The following is a 15,109-nucleotide window of genomic DNA, read 5'->3' on the forward strand; positions in this document are numbered from 1 at the left end:
AGGAGACCATGGAAGGAGCGTTGCGACGCACGCTCAACCTCGCGAAACCCGACGACGTCTACAATGCCCTCATCGACGCGCACAAAGGACTGAGCGATGAGGAGTGCCGGGCCTTCGACGCCCGGCTGATCCTGCTGCTGGTGAATCACATCGGCGACGAGACGGTGATCCGGGAAGCCCTGAAGGAGGCAGCCCCGTGAAGGACATGCTGATCGGCCGGCTCGCCCTGGTGACCGGAGGCGGGCACGGTAACGGCGCCGCCATCGCCCGCGGTCTTGCCGCGGCCGGAGCCGAGGTGATCGTCACCGACATCGACAAGGATGCCGCTCGTGCCATCGCCGACTCGATCGTGGCCGACGGCGGCAAGGCGCGCGGCTTCGCGCTCGACGTCACCGACGAGGAGGGCTGCCGCAAGCTCGCGCAGGACCTGTCGCTGCTGGTCGGGCCGATCCGCATCCTGATCAACAACGCCGGCATCTTCCTGCGCGGCAACCTGGTCGCGGCCGACGGGCGCGAGCGCTGGGACAAGACCATGGCGGTGAACGTGCAAGGGCCGTTCAACGTCACCATGGCCTTCGTCGATCAGCTCAAGCTGACCCGCGGCACGATCGTCAACATCGCCTCGATCAACTCGTTCGTGGCGCAGGCCGGCAGCGGCGCCTACCCGGTGTCGAAGGGCGCGCTCGCCCAGTTCACGCGCGCCCTCGCCTCGGAGCTCGCACCGGACGGCGTGCGGGTCAATGCGCTGGCGCCCGGCCTGATCGCCACCGCCATGACCGAGCCGACCCGCGCCGATCCGAAGCGGCTCGAGGCGTTCCTCGCGCATGTGCCGATGAAGCGCGTCGGCGAGCCGGAGGAGCTGGCCGGACCGGTCGTTTTCCTCTGCTCCGACGCGGCGAGCTACATCACCGGCGCCATCCTGCCGGTCGACGGGGGGTATCTTGGCATCTGATGTTCATGTCCGGCCCGCGACGGTGGACGACGTAGACCTGCTGCATCGCTTCTCGATCGACCTCGCGACCTACGAGGACGAGCCGCACGCCGTCACCTCGACGCCGCAGACCCTCGCGCGCGATGGCTTCGGGGACAACCCGCAATTCGCCGCCTTGATTGCCGAGCGGGCCGGCAAGCCGGTCGGCTTCGCGCTCTACACCTTCAACTACTCGGTCTGGACCGCGGCGCGTGGCATCTTCATCGAGGACATCTGGGTGATCCCCGAGGAACGTCGCGGCGGCGTGGCGCGCGCCCTGATGGTGGCGCTGGCGAAGGAGTGCGCGGCCAAGGGCTACAAGCGCATCGACCTCAACGTGCTCGACTGGAATCCGGCGCGCGGCTTCTACGAGAAGATCGGCTTCCGCTGGATCAGGAACTGGCTGCCCTACCGCCTGAGCGGCGAGGCGCTGGAGAAGCTCGCGACCGCAAGATGGTGAGCCCGCGGCCTAAGCCTCTTGATGGAGGCTCGTGGTTGGGTTACATGTAACGCATGCCGGGAGCGAAGCCCAAGTCGTCACGCGAGAAGGTGCGTCGCCACCGCGAGAGCCTGCGGCGGCAAGGCCTCCGGCCCATCCAGGTCTGGGTGCCGGATGTGCGTTCTCGGGCGTTCAAGCTGCAGGCTCATCGGCAATCGCTCGCGATAGCCCGCAGCGACAGCGAGCGTGAGGACCAGGCATTCATCGACGCGGTGTCCGATCGGGACGAATGAGACGCGGCGAGATCTGGACGGCATCCGGTGGCGCGAACTACGCGGGGAAGCCGCGACCCGTGGTCATCGTGCAGGACGATGCCTTCGATGCGACGGCCTCCATCACCGTTTGCGCCTTCACTACGGACGATAGCGAAGCGCCGTTGTTCAGGCTCGAGGTTGTACCGAGCGAACGCAATGGGCTGCGCCAGCCATCACGCCTGATGGTCGACAAGATCACGACGGTCGCGAAGGCAAAGCTCGGAGCGCTTGTTGGCTCGCTCGCGCCTGAGGACGTTCGGCGCCTGGATCGTGCGATGCTAGTCTTTCTCGGTTTGGCAGGGCCGTCGCGGACGAATCGCGTCTCTATTTCTTCGTAAGCCCCATCACCCGTCCCGCCTTCGCCGGCCTCGGCAGGTCCTTGTGCGTCGCCCACACCGCTTCCAGCCGCTCCGCGACTTGCACCGGCCACGGAGCCGAGCGCCGCGAAGAATAGTCGATGTTCATGATGATCGACTCGTTGGTCGCGGCCAGGTAGCCCTGCTCGGCATGATGCATCTCGTGGAACAGATGCACGCGCTTGGCGTCGCGCGCGAGGAGCTGGGTGGCGAAGCGCATCGGCGCGCCGCCCTTCATCTCGCGGTCGTAGGTGACGTGAGTCTCGAGCACGAACGTCATGCCGTGCTTGCCGTCGACGTAGCGCCGGCCGAGCCCGATGTTGCGCATGAAGGCGCCCGACGCCTGGTCGAACGCCGTGACGTAGAAGGCCAGGTTCATGTGGCCGTTCCAGTCGACCCATTCCGGCAGCACGGTCGAGGTGTGGGTGTCGAGCGGCGCGCGCGTCACCAGCTCGGGCATCTCGTAAGGCAACGTGACAAGCATGGACTCTACTTCTTCTTGATACCGATGAGCCGGCCGGCCTGCGGCGGGCGGGGCAGGGAGGCGTGGGCGGCGGCGAGCTTGTCGATCCGCTCCTTCGCCCAGTCGGGCCACGGTGCGGAGCGGCGCGTGGCATAGTCGATGTTCATCAGCATCAGCTCGTTGGTCGCAGCGAGATAGCCTTCGGTGCCGTGATACATCAAATGGATGTAGTGGAGGCGCTTGGCGTCGTGGTCGAGGATCTGCGTCGTGATGCGCAGGGGATCGCCCTCCTTGACCTCGCGGTCGTAGGTGACGTGTGCCTCGAGCACGAAGGTCATGCCGATCTTCTCGCGTGTGTATTCCCAGCTGCAGCCGAACTGCTGGCACAGCGTGTCGGTCGCCTTGTCGAAGGCCACAACGTAGAAGCCCACGTTCATGTGGCCGTTCCAGTCGATCCACTCGGGCAGCACGGTGGCGCTGTGCACGTCGAGCGGTGCGCCGAGGCTGGGTTCGATCAGGGGGTATGGAGGTAATTTCATGCGGGCGGACCGTAGCGAAGGGACCGGCCCCGCGGCAAGTTCCGCGAAACGACGCTCGCTGCTCAAGCACGACGCGATCGTCGGCAACTGCTGGCGTGGTGTTCGCATCGACGCGATCAATACGACGGTTCACCATCGACTTGTCATGCGGGTCGCGCCGTCCGACTCATTCCACGAGTGTAATCGCCGCTACGCCACCCAGACGTCGATCGGGGCCGCTCGCCCCCGCAGGCTGAGTTTCGGCACGCGTCGAAAACCACCTTTCAATGCGCTGTCAGCGACGCGAGATACGACTGCATCGCTTGCGACGATGCGGCAGCCCAGGTCGCGGCTCGCCGCCTCCAGCCGGCTCGCCACGTTGACGGCGTCGCCAAGTGTCGCAAACTCGAGTCGCCGCTCCGAGCCGATGTTACCGAGAATGGCGGGCCCAAAATGCAGGCCGACGGATATGCGCACCTGCGGCGAGCTGGCCGCGGCCAGTTCGGCATTGCCGGACTCGACGCCTTCGACAATAGCGCTGGCCGCGGCGAGCGCGTTGGCGCAGTCCGCTGGCGAAACCTGCGGAGTGCCGAAGGTCGCCATCACGCCGTCCCCCAAATACTTGTCGAGGGTGCCGCCATTCGAGAAGATCGCCTGCTCGAAGACGGAATGACAGCGCCGAAGCAGTTGCATCACCATCTCGGGACTCTCGCGCTCGGCAAGCTGGGTGAAGCCGACGATGTCGGCGAACAGCACCGCAACATCCTGCGATCGCACGGCGCCGATGTCGCTGCTGGAGGATGCCAGCTGGTCCACCAGCGATGGGGGGAAGTAGCGCGACAGGTTGGCTCGTTCAGCGGCAATGCCGGCCTGGCGAATCAACAGGGCGTTCGACCGCTGCCCCCGGAGAGCGAGGATCGCTGCAACGAGGAAGAAGATAAGCATTTCCTGTATCCGGATCGTCCAAACCACGGAGTTCGGGTCGACGATGTCGCGCATGCCCGGAACGGCGGCAAAAGCGGCGGTCACTGCGGACCCTAGTTGCGGGTCGGTCGTGCCGAGCAGCGCGACGCCAAGCACTGCCAGGAACCATATCACCACGAACGCCACGCCCATTGTGAGGACGGTCCGCCACGAATAGGCCAGCGTCGCCAGCGCCAGGATGATGAAGAAGTACGGAAAGGTCTCGAAGCGATAAATCATCGCCGTGGGAAAGTCGCTCGGTGCGAAAGGATTCGGAACGGTCAGCGTCACCGCCAGCAGCACGAGGTCGGCGAGGATCAGCGCGAGCTCAATTCGGGAATGGCCCACCTTGGCGTAGCGCAACTGCGCCCAGCCGAGGGCGATGAAGACTAGCAAGAGTCCGTGGAAGTAGAGAACGCTCCAGCTGGCGTTCTGGAACGTGATCAGAATGCCGCTCGCCAGGAGTGCACCGGTTCTCGCCCAGGCGGCTATGCGCTGCCCCTCGAGTTTCTCCTTCAGCAGGGCCTTGACGAGAAAGGGATTCTGACGCGCTGCTCGTTCCTCTTCGACGCGCCGGGAGCGCAGGGCGCGGAAGATGTCGGCAACGCCAGACGGCAGCATTGAACGGCCTGCGAAGAGTGGTCCGAGAACAATGGTAGTTCATGGTCAGCCGGAATGCCACGCTTGGCGACGCAGCGTGGGGAGCGGCGCCGATCGGTCCGAGCTGGTCTCGATCTACATGACGACAAGGATCGTCAACTGTTCGCTCATCGCGGGATCTCCAGCAGTTCGGCTGCCACTAGATCGGGCGCGGAGATGATGCAGTTGTGGCCGGCTTCGATCGGCCGGTAGCGGACGTGCGGCATGGCCTGGACCTTCTCGTGCATGCCGGCCGACACCGGATAGCGCGGCCTGGTGCAGGCGATGTAGGTCATCGGCCGGCCGTTGCCGGCGGGATGGAACAGGCGGATCGGCTTTGTGTAGCAGGCCACCGGATGCGGCGTGAGATGACGGTGCGTCCAGGCGGCGAGTTCGGGATCGTCGATGATCAGGCTGCCGACCGGCGCGAAGGGCAGCACCTCGGTGCCGTTCACGATCTTGATGAGAGTCTTGCGCTTGCCGACGATCGCGGGCGGGATGCGGCCGAATATCGATTGGCCGTCCTGGGCAATGCCGCCGTCGATGATCACGAGATGGCCGATCCGCCCGGGCATCCGGTCGGTGACAAGGCTGGCGATCAGGCTGCCGAAGCTGTGGCCGACCAGCACGACATCGCGCAGGTCCTCCTGCTCGAGATAGGCCAGCGTGTCGGCGAGGAAGACGTCGTTGTCGAGTTCGGGCGACAGTTCGGCCGTGCGCTCCCCGACGCCGCGAAAGGGCAGGGCGCGCGCGTCGTGGCCGGCGGCCTGCAGCCGTTCGAGCACGAATTTCCACGACCAGGCGCCCATCCATGCGCCGGGCAGGCAGAGATACGTCCGCTTCGTCATTGTCACCTTCGGAGGTTGGCAAGCCTTTCAGCGAGCGCCGGCTTCGGCGAGGAGGGCGGCGAGCGCGGAATGGCCGCGCTGGCGGGCGTGCGCCAGGGGCGTGACGCCTTGCCGGTCGGCGAGGTTCGGACTGGCGCCGTGCGCGAGCAGCAGGCGGGCGATCTCCAGATAGCGCGCGCTACCGTCACCCAGGATCGCGACCTCGAGCAGCGCGGTCCAGCCGAGCCGATTGACGTGGTCGACGTCGATCGCGGTCTTCAGCAGCGCGCGCACCGTCTCGACGTGGCCGTGATGGCAGGCGGGGATCAAGGCCGTGCCGCCGTAGCGGTTGGTGCTGCGAAGGTCGGCGCCGGCCTCCAGCGTCAGCTTCAGGATCTCCAGGCGGCCTTCGGCTCCGGCGAGCAGGAAGGCGCTGTCGCGATTCTCATCCTGCGCATTGACGTTGGCACCGGCAGCGATCAGCCGGCGTGCGCCCTCGATGTCGTTGCGCGCCGTTGCCTCGATCAGGGCGCGATCCTGATCGGTGAGGCCGAGGGCCGGCATGGCGAGCAGGATCGACGGAATCAGGAGCGCGAGCCGCCGGTTCAAGACCGCGCGTGCCGCCTTAGCGCCAGGCCCATCGAGATCCATCCCGTGCCGACGAACAGCAGGTCGACGCCGAGGAAGATGCCGAGTGCATAGGCGCTCGACACCGGCCACTTCGCCACGATCACCACGCCGAGCAGGAAGCTGACGATGCCGGAAAGCACGACCCAGCCCCACGGCGTGCCCTGCTTCATCTGCATCGCCAGGAAGATGCGCAGCAGCCCGCCGACGATCAGCGCGACGCCGAGCATGAGGGTCAGCCAGGTCGCCGCCTGGAACGGGTTCTGGATGCAGACGAAGCCCGCGAAGACGTAGAGCAGGCCGAGCAGTCCCCACAGAATGCGCTGGCTCCATTCCCGGGCATTGAAGGCGGCGACGATCTCGACCACGCCCGCCATCAGCATCATGAAGCCGATGATCAGCACGGCGGTGGCGGTCGCGAAGTAGACGCCGCTGCCCAGCGCGATGAGGCCCGCGATCGTGGTGAAGACACCGAACCCCACGATCCAGCCCCACTTGGAGCGCAGGACGCGAATCCCGTCGGCGATATTTTGCGGACCCGGATTGTTGCTGGTGGTCGACATGATCTAGCCCTTTCACTGCGGAACGGTGCGGCCGGAGTGTACGCCCGATGGTTGGCACTCTTCCATCGGGTATGTGACAATCCGTGCATGACCGACACGCCCAAGAAAGAACCGCCGCCGGCCCGGCCGGCGACCACCGTCCTGCTGCTCCGCCCATCCAAGCCGGGCGACGCCGGCTCGCCGCTCGAAGTCTTCATGGTGGTCCGCCATCACGCCATCGACGCCTTCTCAGGCGCGCTGGTGTTTCCCGGCGGCAAGCTGGAGGAGGCCGACGGCGATCCGCAGCTCAAGGCACGCTGCGCCGGCGCCGAGAAAATCTCGGCCGGAGAGCTCAAGTTCCGTATCGCTGGCGTGCGCGAGGCATTCGAGGAATGCGGCATCCTGCTGGCGCGCAAGCGCGGTCAGCGCAACCTGATCGCCGCGGCCGACCTCAAGGGCATCGAGGAGCGCTGGCGCGCCAAGCTCGCCAAGGACGAGGCGAGCATCGTCGATCTGGTGGAAGCCGAAGACCTCGAGATCGCCACCGACCTGATGACGCCCTACGCGCACTGGATCACGCCGGTGTTCGCACCGAAGCGTTTCGACACCTGGTTCTACCTGGCCGAGGCGCCCGAGGACCAGCTTGCCCTGCACGACGGATCGGAGTCGGTCGAATCGGTGTGGATCACTCCTCAGGCGGCGCTTGCCGAGGCGGCCGCTGGCAAGCGCACCCTTGTCCATGCCACAACCAAGAACCTCGAGCTGCTGGCCGAGGGCGGCACGGTGACGGGTGCGCTCAGCCAGGCCAGCGAGCGCAAGATCGTCACGGTTCAGCCGTGGGTCGAGCAGCGCGACGGCAAGCGCTATCTGCATATCCCGGAAGGGGCGGGCTACCGGAACCTGATCCGCGAGATGCCGCCGCAGCCGGTTCCGCAGGCCGGACGCTAGTTCCGTTTGCCCCGCCGGGGCCGAAGCGCTAAGAGCGGGTGAACGAGCGTTTATCGGGAGGAACGACGAGATGGTTGGAATCGTGGCCTATGGTGCGTATGTCCCGCGCCTGCGTCTCAGCCGCCAGGCCGTCTATGACGCCAACAAGTGGTTCGCCGCCGGCCTGCGCGGCCTCGCCAAGGGCGAGCGCTCGATGGCGAACTGGGACGAGGACTCGATCACCATGGCGGTCGAGGCGTCGCGCGACTGCCTGACGAGCCACAAGGCCGAAGACGTGCGCAACCTCTACTTCGCCTCGACGACGCATCCCTTCAAGGATCGCCAGAATGCCGGCGTGATCGGGACGGCGCTCAACGTAGAGCAGAACCTGTCGGCCACCGATGTCGGCGGCTCGCTCAAGGCGGGAACCTCCGCGCTGATCGCTGGTCTCAACGCCTCTAAGGACGGCGCGCCGAGCCTGGTCGCTGCCGCCGACAAGCGCATGGCGCGCGTCGCATCGTCGGGCGAGCTCAACTATGGCGACGGCGCCGCGGCTCTGCTGTGCGGCACAGAGAATGTGATCGCCAAGCTGGTCGGCCATCACTCGGTGTCGATGGATTTCGTCGACCATTTCCGCGGCGACGAGAGCGAGTTCGACTACGGCTGGGAGGAGCGCTGGATCCGCGACGAGGGCTACTCGAAGATCGTCCCGCCAGCGATCAAGGCGGGCCTCGCCGCCTGCAAGCTCAAGGGCAGCGACATCACCCATTTCATCATGCCGAGCCTGATGCCGGCGGTGCCCAAGCAGATGGCCAAGGTCTGTGGCATCGGCGACGGCGCCGTGCGCGACCTGCTCGGCGCCAACCTGGGCGACACCGGCGCGGCCCATGCGCTGGTCATGCTGGTCGACGCGCTGGAGACGGCCAAGGCCGGGGACAAGATCATGGTCGTGGCGTTCGGCCAGGGCGTCGACGTCCTGGTGTTCGAGGTCACGGCCGAGAACGCCAAGCTTGCCAAGCGCAAAGGCCTGTCGGGCTGGATGGCGCGGCGCAAGGAAGAGAAGAACTACATGAAGTTCCTCGCCTTCAACGAGATGCTGCCGATCGACAAGGGCATGCGCGCGGAGTTCGACAAGAAGACCGCGCTCTCGGTCCTGTGGCGCAAGCGCGACATGATCTACGGGCTGGTCGGCGGCAAGTGCAAGGTGTGCGGCACGGTGCAGTTCCCGCGCAGCCAGGTCTGCGTCAATCCCAACTGCCACGCGATCGACAGCCAGGATCCCTATGCGATGGCCGGGCTCGAGTGCAACGTGATGTCCTTCACCGCCGACTCGCTGGTCTATTCGCCGGACCCGCCCGGTTACTACGGCATGATCACCTTCCCCGAGGGTGGGCGCTTCATGGCCGACTTCACTGACAGCGACAAGGATCAGGTCAAGGTCGGTGCCAAGATGCGCATGACCTTCCGCATGCGCGACAACGACACGATGCGCGGCGGCTTCAAGCGCTACTTCTGGAAGGCCGCGCCGGTTTGAGAACGAGGTGTCATCTCGAGCACAGCGAGGGATCCATGCGGATCACCATAGATCCCTCGCTCCGCTCGGGATGACACCGGGACTGTCACACGCTTAGAGTCTCAACCCCCACGAAGGAGACCAACATGGCACGGGGTATCAAGGACAAGGTCGCGATTCTCGGTATGGGTTGCTCGAAGTTCGGCGAGCGCTGGGACAGCGGCGCCGAAGAGCTGATGCTCGAGGCCTACAAGGAGGCCATGGCCGATGCCGGAATCGATCCCAGCCAGCTCAACGCGGCGTGGTTCTCGACCGCGATCGACGAGGTGCATGTCGGCAAGTCCGGCATCCCGATGTCGACCACGCTTCGCCTGCCCAACATCCCGGTGACGCATGTCGAGAACATGTGCGCCTCGGGCACCGAAGCCTTCCGCGGCGCCTGCTACGCCGTCGCGTCCGGCGCGGCCGACATCGCCATCGCGCTCGGCGTCGAGAAGCTGAAGGATACCGGCTACGGCGGCCTTCCGGGCGGCCGCGGCGGCCCGCTGCAAGCTCTGTGGAACGCCAACGGTACCGCGCCGGGGAACTTCGCCCAGCTCGCCACCGCCTACATGACCGCGCATGGCGTCTCGGGCGAGGACCTCAAGAAGGCAATCGGCCACGTCTCGTGGAAGAGCCACCAGAACGGCGCCAAGAACCCGAAGGCCCATCTCCAGAAGGCCGTCGAGATGGACACCATCCTGAACGCGCCGATGATCGCCTCGCCGCTCGGCCTGTTCGACTGCTGCGGCGTGTCGGACGGCGCTGCCGCGGCGATCGTGACGACGCCCGAGATCGCCAAGGCGATGGGCAAGCAGAACATCGTCTCGGTCAAGGCGCTGCAGCTCTCGGTTTCAAACGGCTCGGAATCGGGCCACAACTCGTGGGACGGCAGCTACTTCCACACCACGCGCATCGCCTCGAAGAAGGCCTACGAGGAGGCCGGCATCAAGGACCCGCGCAAGGAAGTCTCGATGTTCGAGGTGCACGACTGCTTCTCGGTGACCGAGCTGGTCACCATGGAGGACCTGCACATCTCCAAGCCCGGCGAAGGCTGGAAGGACGTGCTCGACGGCTTCTACGACGCCGACGGCAAGATCCCCTGCCAGATCGACGGTGGCCTCAAGTGCTTCGGCCATCCGATCGGCGCCTCGGGGCTGCGCATGCTGTACGAGATGTACCTGCAGTTCCAGGGCCGCGCCGGCGCGCGCCAGCTCAAGGACCCGCGCATCGGCATGACCCACAACCTCGGCGGCGCGCCGCGCGAGAACGTGTCGAGCGTGGCCATCGTCGGCCGCTACGAGTAACGCTCAAGACGGACAACCCTCTCTTCGGCCTTCGGTCGGGGAGAGGGTTTTTTATTCCAGGAGGGAGGAGACGGCGATGCAGCTCGACAAGAAGCTTATCGGCCACAAGTTCAACGCCTTCACCACGACGGTCGAGGCCGGCAAGATCCGGCTGTTCTGCAAGGCCATCGGAGAAGAAAACCCGATCTATGTCGACGAGGAAGCGGCAAAGAAGGCCGGCTACCGCGCGATTCCCGCGCCGCCGACCTATCTCACGGCCGTCACCAACGACGATCCCGACAAAGGCGGTCTCTTGCGCCTGCTGAACGTCGATATCGGCCTGATCCTGCACGGCGAGCAGCACTACGAGTATCTTGCCCCCGTCCATGTCGGCGACAAGATCACCTGCCAGCAGCAGGTCATGGACATCTACGACAAGAAGGGCGGCGCCCTGTGGTTCGTGGTGTCGGAGACCGAGCTCAAGGATCAGAACGGCAAGCCGGTCGCCAAGGCGAAGGGCATCACCGTCGTGCGCAATCCCGACGCGGCGAAGAAGTAGGGAGGGACAGATGGCAACGGTAACGGCTCCCAAGTTCGAGGACCTGAAGGTCGGCGACACGCTCAAGCCGATCGTGCTGCCGCCGATCAGCCGCCACCAGCTCGCGCTCTATTGCGGCGGCTCGGGCGACCACAATCCGATCCACGTCGACATCGACTTCGCCAAGAAGTTCGGTTTCAAGGACGTGTTCGCGCACGGCATGCTGTCGATGGCCTTCCTCGGCCGGCTCGCCACCTCGTTCGCGCCGCAGAGCCAGCTGCGGAAGCTCGGCACGCGCTTCACCTCGATCACCTGGGTGGGCGACGTGATCACCGTGAGCGGCAAGGTCACCGGCAAGCGCGAGGCGAACGGCGAGAAGCTGGTCGATCTCGAGCTCAAGTGCACCAACCAGAACGGCCAGGACACGCTTCAGGGCGATGCCACGGTGGCGCTGGCTTGAGAAACATATCCGTCGTCCTGAGCGCAGCGAAGGACCTGACGCTGCTTGCGACGGAGTTCTGTGTAACGAGCGCTAGGTCCTTCGCTGCGCTCAGGACGACATGATTGGAGAGATCAGATGGGTCAGATGGATGGCAAGGTGGCGATCGTCACCGGCTCGGGACGCGGCATCGGCCGGGAGATCGCGCTGCGCCTGGTGCGTGACGGCGCCAAGGTGGTGATCAACGATATCGACGACGTGCCGGCCAAGGAGACCGTTGCCGAGATCGAGAAGCTCGGCGGCAAGGCGGTGATGTGCAATGGCGACGTGGCCAAGCCCGACTTCGGCGACCGCATCGTCAAGACCGCGGTCGATGCCTTCGGCGATTGCCATGTCGTGGTGAACAATGCCGGCTACACGTGGGACTCGGTCATTCAGAAGATGACCGACGAGCAGTGGTACGCCATCCTCGACGTCCATCTGACGGCGCCGTTCCGCGTCTTGCGCGCTTTCCAGCAGCATTTCCGCCAGGCTGTCGAGAAGGAACGTTCCGAGGGCAAGCGCATCGTGCGCAAGGTGGTCAACATCTCCTCGACCTCGGGCGTGAACGGCAATGCCGGCCAGTCGAACTACTCGGCCGGCAAGGCGGGCATCGTCGGCCTGACCAAGACCCTGGCCAAGGAGTTCGGCCGCTACGATGTCACGGTCAACGCCGTCGCCTTCGGCTACATCCAGACCCGCCTCACCAAGCCGCTCGCCCAGGGCGATTCGGGCGAGATCGAGGTCCAAGGCCGCAAGGTCAAGATCGGCGTGCAGGGCGGCCGCATCGCCGCCATGAATCAGATGATCCCGCTCGGCCGCGGAGGCCTGCCGGAAGAGGCTGCGGGTTCGGTCTATCTCTTCTGCAGCCCCGACAGCGACTACGTCTCGGGCCAGTGCCTTGTGGTGAACGGCGGGCTTTGAGCCTTGACCGGCGATCGACGAAGGGAGGCGGCCCTACGGCCGCCTTTTTTTTGACCCCGATGTCGAGTTTGAGGATAGCTGGATCCCGCCGATGATGGAGGACCGCCCAGACATGGTGGCCATCAAGCTTTTCTTCGACAGAGAGCTTTGCAAGGTCGCCGGGACTGACGACCATGGATCGACTCCTGTGATGTGACAAAATTAAATCACTCTCACGCGCCCGCCGGATGTCGGATAGTAAGCCGGCATGGCGTCCGAGGGATATCAGATCGGCATCGTCGGCTGTGGAGTTGCGGGGCAGGCGGCGGCGATCTTCCTCGCCGAGTGCGGGCACGATGTCACCGTTTTCGAGCGCTTCGCCGAACCCCGGCCGCTGGGCGCCGGACTCCTGCTTCAGCCGACCGGGCTTGCGGTGCTGCGGGCATTGCGCCTCGGGCAACAGGCTTTGTCGCGCGGCGGCAAGGTTCTCGGGTTGGAGGCGAAGACCGCGGGCGGCCGTACCGTGCTCGATCTCTCCTATTCGATCCTCCACCCTGCGGCGCATGGGCTGGGCATCCGGCGCGGCGTGCTGTTCGACCTGCTGCATCGGCGGCTGAGGGAATCGCCGGCTCGGCTGGTGACCGGGACGGAAGTCCACGACGTCGTCCGCGAGCACGGACAGGGCGTGATCATCGATAAGAATGAACAGCGCCACGGTCCGTTCGACCTGGTCGTTGTGGCCGACGGCGCCCATTCGGCGCTGCGCCAGCGGCTGATGCCGGAGGCCTACCAGCGGCTCTACGACTGGGGATGCCTCTGGACGACCGTACCCGACAGCGCCGGAATCGGCGCAACGTCGCTGCTGCGCCAGAGGGTTCGTGGCACGCGCACGATGATGGGCTTCCTGCCGGTGGGCGACGATCAGCTCACGATGTACTGGAGCCTGCCGACGGCAGCGCTGGCACCTGGCGTGCCGATCGATCTCGGCGTGCTCCAGCGCACCGGACGCGCGCTCTGGCCGGAGGCGGCGGACATCGTGAGCGCCGCAGTCCAAGCTGACGATTTCTCGCGCGCTACCTATCGCAACGTCGCGCTGCCGCGCTGGAACGACGGCCCGATCCTGTTCATCGGCGATGCCGCGCACGGCACCAGCCCACAGCTCGGCCAAGGCGCCAATCTCGGGCTCGTCGACGGCTGGACCCTCGCCGACGCACTCGGCGAATGCCCCGACATCCCGTCCGCGATCGCGCGATTCGCCGAGCGCCGCGGGTCGGCCGTGCGCTTCTATCGCCAGGCCAGCCATCTGCTGACGCCGCTGTTCCAGTCGAACGTCGAGTCGTTCGGCTGGATGCGCGATGCCTTCATGGGGCTGGCGTGCCGGCTGCCTGTTTCACGGACGATCGCTGCGACGACGCTTGCGGGCTTACGGATCAGCTGGCTGTTCTCGGCTCGGCTCGACGCTGAGGGCCGCTACCGGCTGGATGCCTGAGCCGCCCGGCGATAGGCCTCGATCAGCCAGACGTTGAACTGCTGCAGCGTTCGTTCAGACGGCGCATAGATCCCGTCCGGCATGAAGCGCGAGTGCTTGGCGGCCTGCATGGCCTTGTTCACCGGCACGTCCTGCGCCCAGATCTTCGAGCCGCCCTCGCGCACTGCCGCGCAGCGGTCGAGGAAGTCGGGCAGCTCGATCGTGCTCCTGGGCAGCAGCCAGCCACCATAGGTGACCCGGTCGCTGCCGGCGAGCGTCGCCTCGACGCCGACCGGGCGGATCAGCGTGTAGGCGATCGTTCCGGCGGCAAACATCATGGTCATGCTGGGCGGCAGCATCGCGAAGGTGATGCGCGAGCGCTGCTCGGGCGGAAGCGTGGCGATCGCGGGGAAGGCCGCATCCGGACCCCAGCCGTCGCGCATCATGCCGCCGTCGGCCTGCTTCATCGGCACGCTGCGCACGATGGCGTTGTCGCCCGGCGCCATCTCGGTGAAGCGCACGCCGTCGCCCAGCCCGACGCTCGGCGCGAAGTCGTGCGTGCCGATATGGACGAACTCCGGATGGTAGGCGTCGGTGAAGTTCTCGACCTGCACCTTCCAGTTCCACGGCAGCGGCGTGTCGCTCAGCACCGGCGGGACGGCGGTGAGGCCGGTCGCGTCGTAGCCAGCCCACAGCGGCTCGAGCTTTGCCAGGCTGGGCGCCAGCGGCGCTGCGTCGGGATCAAGATTGACGAAGATGAAGCCGTGCCACAGCTCGAGCCGAAGCTGCGGCAGGCGGACCGTGTCGCGCAGCTCCTTGAGCCGCGCGGCATCGCCCATGCGCGGCGCACCGGTGAGGCGGCCGGCCGGATCGTACGTCCAGAAATGCAACGGGCAGCGCGCATGGCGGGCGCCCTTTTCGGGGCACGGAATGATCTCGCCGCGATGACGACAGAGGGCGCTCAGGGCGCGCAGCGCGCCGTCCGCGTCGCGCGTCACCAGCACCGGCTCGCCGGCGACCTCGCTGCCCAGCCAGTCGCCGGGCGCCGCGACCTGCTCGACCCGGCCGACGCAGATCCAGGTCCGGCTGAAGACCTCCTTCTGCTCGAAGGCGAAGAACTCGGGCGAGGTGTAGCAGCCCGCCGGCAGCATGCGCTCGTAGGCGGCGGTCGGCCCGAACGCGGCGATCTCGGCGAGCAGGGCGTCCACCACGGGCGGGCGCGAACGGGTGGGTTGGCTGAAGATCGTCTGATCCATGGCATGTCCTTCCTGTCGGCGAGGACGATGCAAGAAGCGGGCA

At 66.1% G+C, this 15,109-nt stretch carries 19 protein-coding genes; 12 read left to right on the forward strand and 7 right to left on the reverse strand.

Annotated features, from left to right (window positions below):
• Positions 1-8 precede the first annotated feature (8 nt).
• From ACQY8M_RS16310 to ACQY8M_RS16330, 5 genes are read left to right on the forward strand one after another with little or no spacing between them, the layout of a single operon-like run.
• Positions 9-200, forward strand: coding sequence for a DUF2783 domain-containing protein (locus ACQY8M_RS16310; protein WP_428674019.1), 192 nt, complete (start codon positions 9-11; stop codon positions 198-200).
• A 5-nt stretch (positions 201-205) separates the two neighbouring features.
• Entirely contained in the window at positions 206-952 is a 747-nt protein-coding gene (locus ACQY8M_RS16315; RefSeq protein ID WP_428675372.1) for an SDR family NAD(P)-dependent oxidoreductase, read from the forward strand.
• The gene (locus ACQY8M_RS16320; RefSeq protein ID WP_428674021.1) at positions 942-1,430 is read left to right on the forward strand and encodes an N-acetyltransferase family protein; all 489 of its coding nucleotides are present in this window, start codon (positions 942-944) and stop codon (positions 1,428-1,430) included. Before ACQY8M_RS16315 ends, ACQY8M_RS16320 begins: the two co-directional genes overlap by 11 nt.
• 53 nt (positions 1,431-1,483) lie before the next feature.
• Entirely contained in the window at positions 1,484-1,702 is a 219-nt protein-coding gene (locus ACQY8M_RS16325; protein WP_428674023.1) for an antitoxin MazE family protein, read from the forward strand.
• Between the two features lie 59 nt (positions 1,703-1,761).
• The gene (locus ACQY8M_RS16330; RefSeq protein WP_428674025.1) at positions 1,762-2,061 is read left to right on the forward strand and encodes a type II toxin-antitoxin system PemK/MazF family toxin; all 300 of its coding nucleotides are present in this window, start codon (positions 1,762-1,764) and stop codon (positions 2,059-2,061) included.
• Here ACQY8M_RS16330 and ACQY8M_RS16335 read toward each other — a convergent pair.
• From ACQY8M_RS16335 to ACQY8M_RS16360, 6 genes are all read right to left on the reverse strand, one after another.
• Positions 2,048-2,563 (reverse strand): thioesterase family protein, encoded by a 516-nt coding sequence (locus ACQY8M_RS16335; RefSeq protein WP_428674027.1) that lies wholly within the window; start codon positions 2,561-2,563, stop codon positions 2,048-2,050. The two genes, ACQY8M_RS16330 and ACQY8M_RS16335, sit on opposite strands and share 14 nt — an antisense overlap.
• Before the next feature lie 5 nt (positions 2,564-2,568).
• Positions 2,569-3,081, reverse strand: a complete 513-nt coding sequence (locus ACQY8M_RS16340) for a thioesterase family protein (RefSeq protein WP_428674029.1) — start codon at positions 3,079-3,081, stop codon at positions 2,569-2,571.
• A gap of 189 nt (positions 3,082-3,270) precedes the next feature.
• On the reverse strand, positions 3,271-4,644 hold the full coding sequence (locus ACQY8M_RS16345; RefSeq protein WP_428674031.1) for an adenylate/guanylate cyclase domain-containing protein: 1,374 nt from the start codon (positions 4,642-4,644) through the stop codon (positions 3,271-3,273).
• Between the two features lie 146 nt (positions 4,645-4,790).
• Positions 4,791-5,510 (reverse strand): alpha/beta fold hydrolase, encoded by a 720-nt coding sequence (locus tag ACQY8M_RS16350; RefSeq protein ID WP_428674033.1) that lies wholly within the window; start codon positions 5,508-5,510, stop codon positions 4,791-4,793.
• Positions 5,511-5,537: 27 nt separating this feature from the next.
• Positions 5,538-6,053 carry an ankyrin repeat domain-containing protein gene (locus tag ACQY8M_RS16355; RefSeq protein WP_428675373.1) on the reverse strand — a complete coding sequence of 172 codons (516 nt, stop codon included), beginning with the start codon at positions 6,051-6,053 and terminating at the stop codon, positions 5,538-5,540.
• Between the two features lie 41 nt (positions 6,054-6,094).
• On the reverse strand, positions 6,095-6,679 hold the full coding sequence (locus ACQY8M_RS16360; protein ID WP_428674035.1) for an HdeD family acid-resistance protein: 585 nt from the start codon (positions 6,677-6,679) through the stop codon (positions 6,095-6,097).
• 87 nt (positions 6,680-6,766) lie between these two features.
• Between ACQY8M_RS16360 and ACQY8M_RS16365 the strand changes: the two genes are divergently transcribed.
• The 7 genes from ACQY8M_RS16365 to ACQY8M_RS16395 all read left to right on the forward strand — a co-directional run bounded on the left by ACQY8M_RS16365 (position 6,767) and on the right by ACQY8M_RS16395 (position 13,831).
• A complete protein-coding gene (locus tag ACQY8M_RS16365; protein ID WP_428674037.1) occupies positions 6,767-7,606 on the forward strand; it encodes an NUDIX hydrolase in 840 nt (279 codons plus the stop codon).
• 70 nt (positions 7,607-7,676) lie between these two features.
• Positions 7,677-9,119, forward strand: coding sequence for a hydroxymethylglutaryl-CoA synthase family protein (locus ACQY8M_RS16370; RefSeq protein ID WP_428674039.1), 1,443 nt, complete (start codon positions 7,677-7,679; stop codon positions 9,117-9,119).
• A 125-nt stretch (positions 9,120-9,244) separates the two neighbouring features.
• A complete protein-coding gene (locus ACQY8M_RS16375; protein WP_428674041.1) occupies positions 9,245-10,444 on the forward strand; it encodes an acetyl-CoA acetyltransferase in 1,200 nt (399 codons plus the stop codon).
• Between the two features lie 76 nt (positions 10,445-10,520).
• Positions 10,521-10,982 carry a MaoC family dehydratase N-terminal domain-containing protein gene (locus tag ACQY8M_RS16380; protein ID WP_428674043.1) on the forward strand — a complete coding sequence of 154 codons (462 nt, stop codon included), beginning with the start codon at positions 10,521-10,523 and terminating at the stop codon, positions 10,980-10,982.
• 10 nt (positions 10,983-10,992) lie between these two features.
• Positions 10,993-11,421 carry a MaoC family dehydratase gene (locus ACQY8M_RS16385; RefSeq protein WP_428674045.1) on the forward strand — a complete coding sequence of 143 codons (429 nt, stop codon included), beginning with the start codon at positions 10,993-10,995 and terminating at the stop codon, positions 11,419-11,421.
• Positions 11,422-11,538: 117 nt separating this feature from the next.
• On the forward strand, positions 11,539-12,363 hold the full coding sequence (locus ACQY8M_RS16390; RefSeq protein WP_428674047.1) for an SDR family NAD(P)-dependent oxidoreductase: 825 nt from the start codon (positions 11,539-11,541) through the stop codon (positions 12,361-12,363).
• Between the two features lie 247 nt (positions 12,364-12,610).
• The gene (locus ACQY8M_RS16395; RefSeq protein ID WP_428674049.1) at positions 12,611-13,831 is read left to right on the forward strand and encodes an FAD-dependent oxidoreductase; all 1,221 of its coding nucleotides are present in this window, start codon (positions 12,611-12,613) and stop codon (positions 13,829-13,831) included.
• On the opposite strand, the gene ACQY8M_RS16400 is transcribed toward ACQY8M_RS16395, so the two are convergent.
• The gene (locus tag ACQY8M_RS16400) at positions 13,813-15,066 is read right to left on the reverse strand and encodes an aromatic ring-hydroxylating oxygenase subunit alpha (RefSeq protein WP_428674051.1); all 1,254 of its coding nucleotides are present in this window, start codon (positions 15,064-15,066) and stop codon (positions 13,813-13,815) included. The genes ACQY8M_RS16395 and ACQY8M_RS16400 overlap by 19 nt on opposite strands.
• Positions 15,067-15,109 lie beyond the last annotated feature (43 nt).

The sequence above is a fragment of the Reyranella sp. genome, from assembly GCF_965279465.1.
Taxonomy (GTDB): domain Bacteria; phylum Pseudomonadota; class Alphaproteobacteria; order Reyranellales; family Reyranellaceae; genus Reyranella.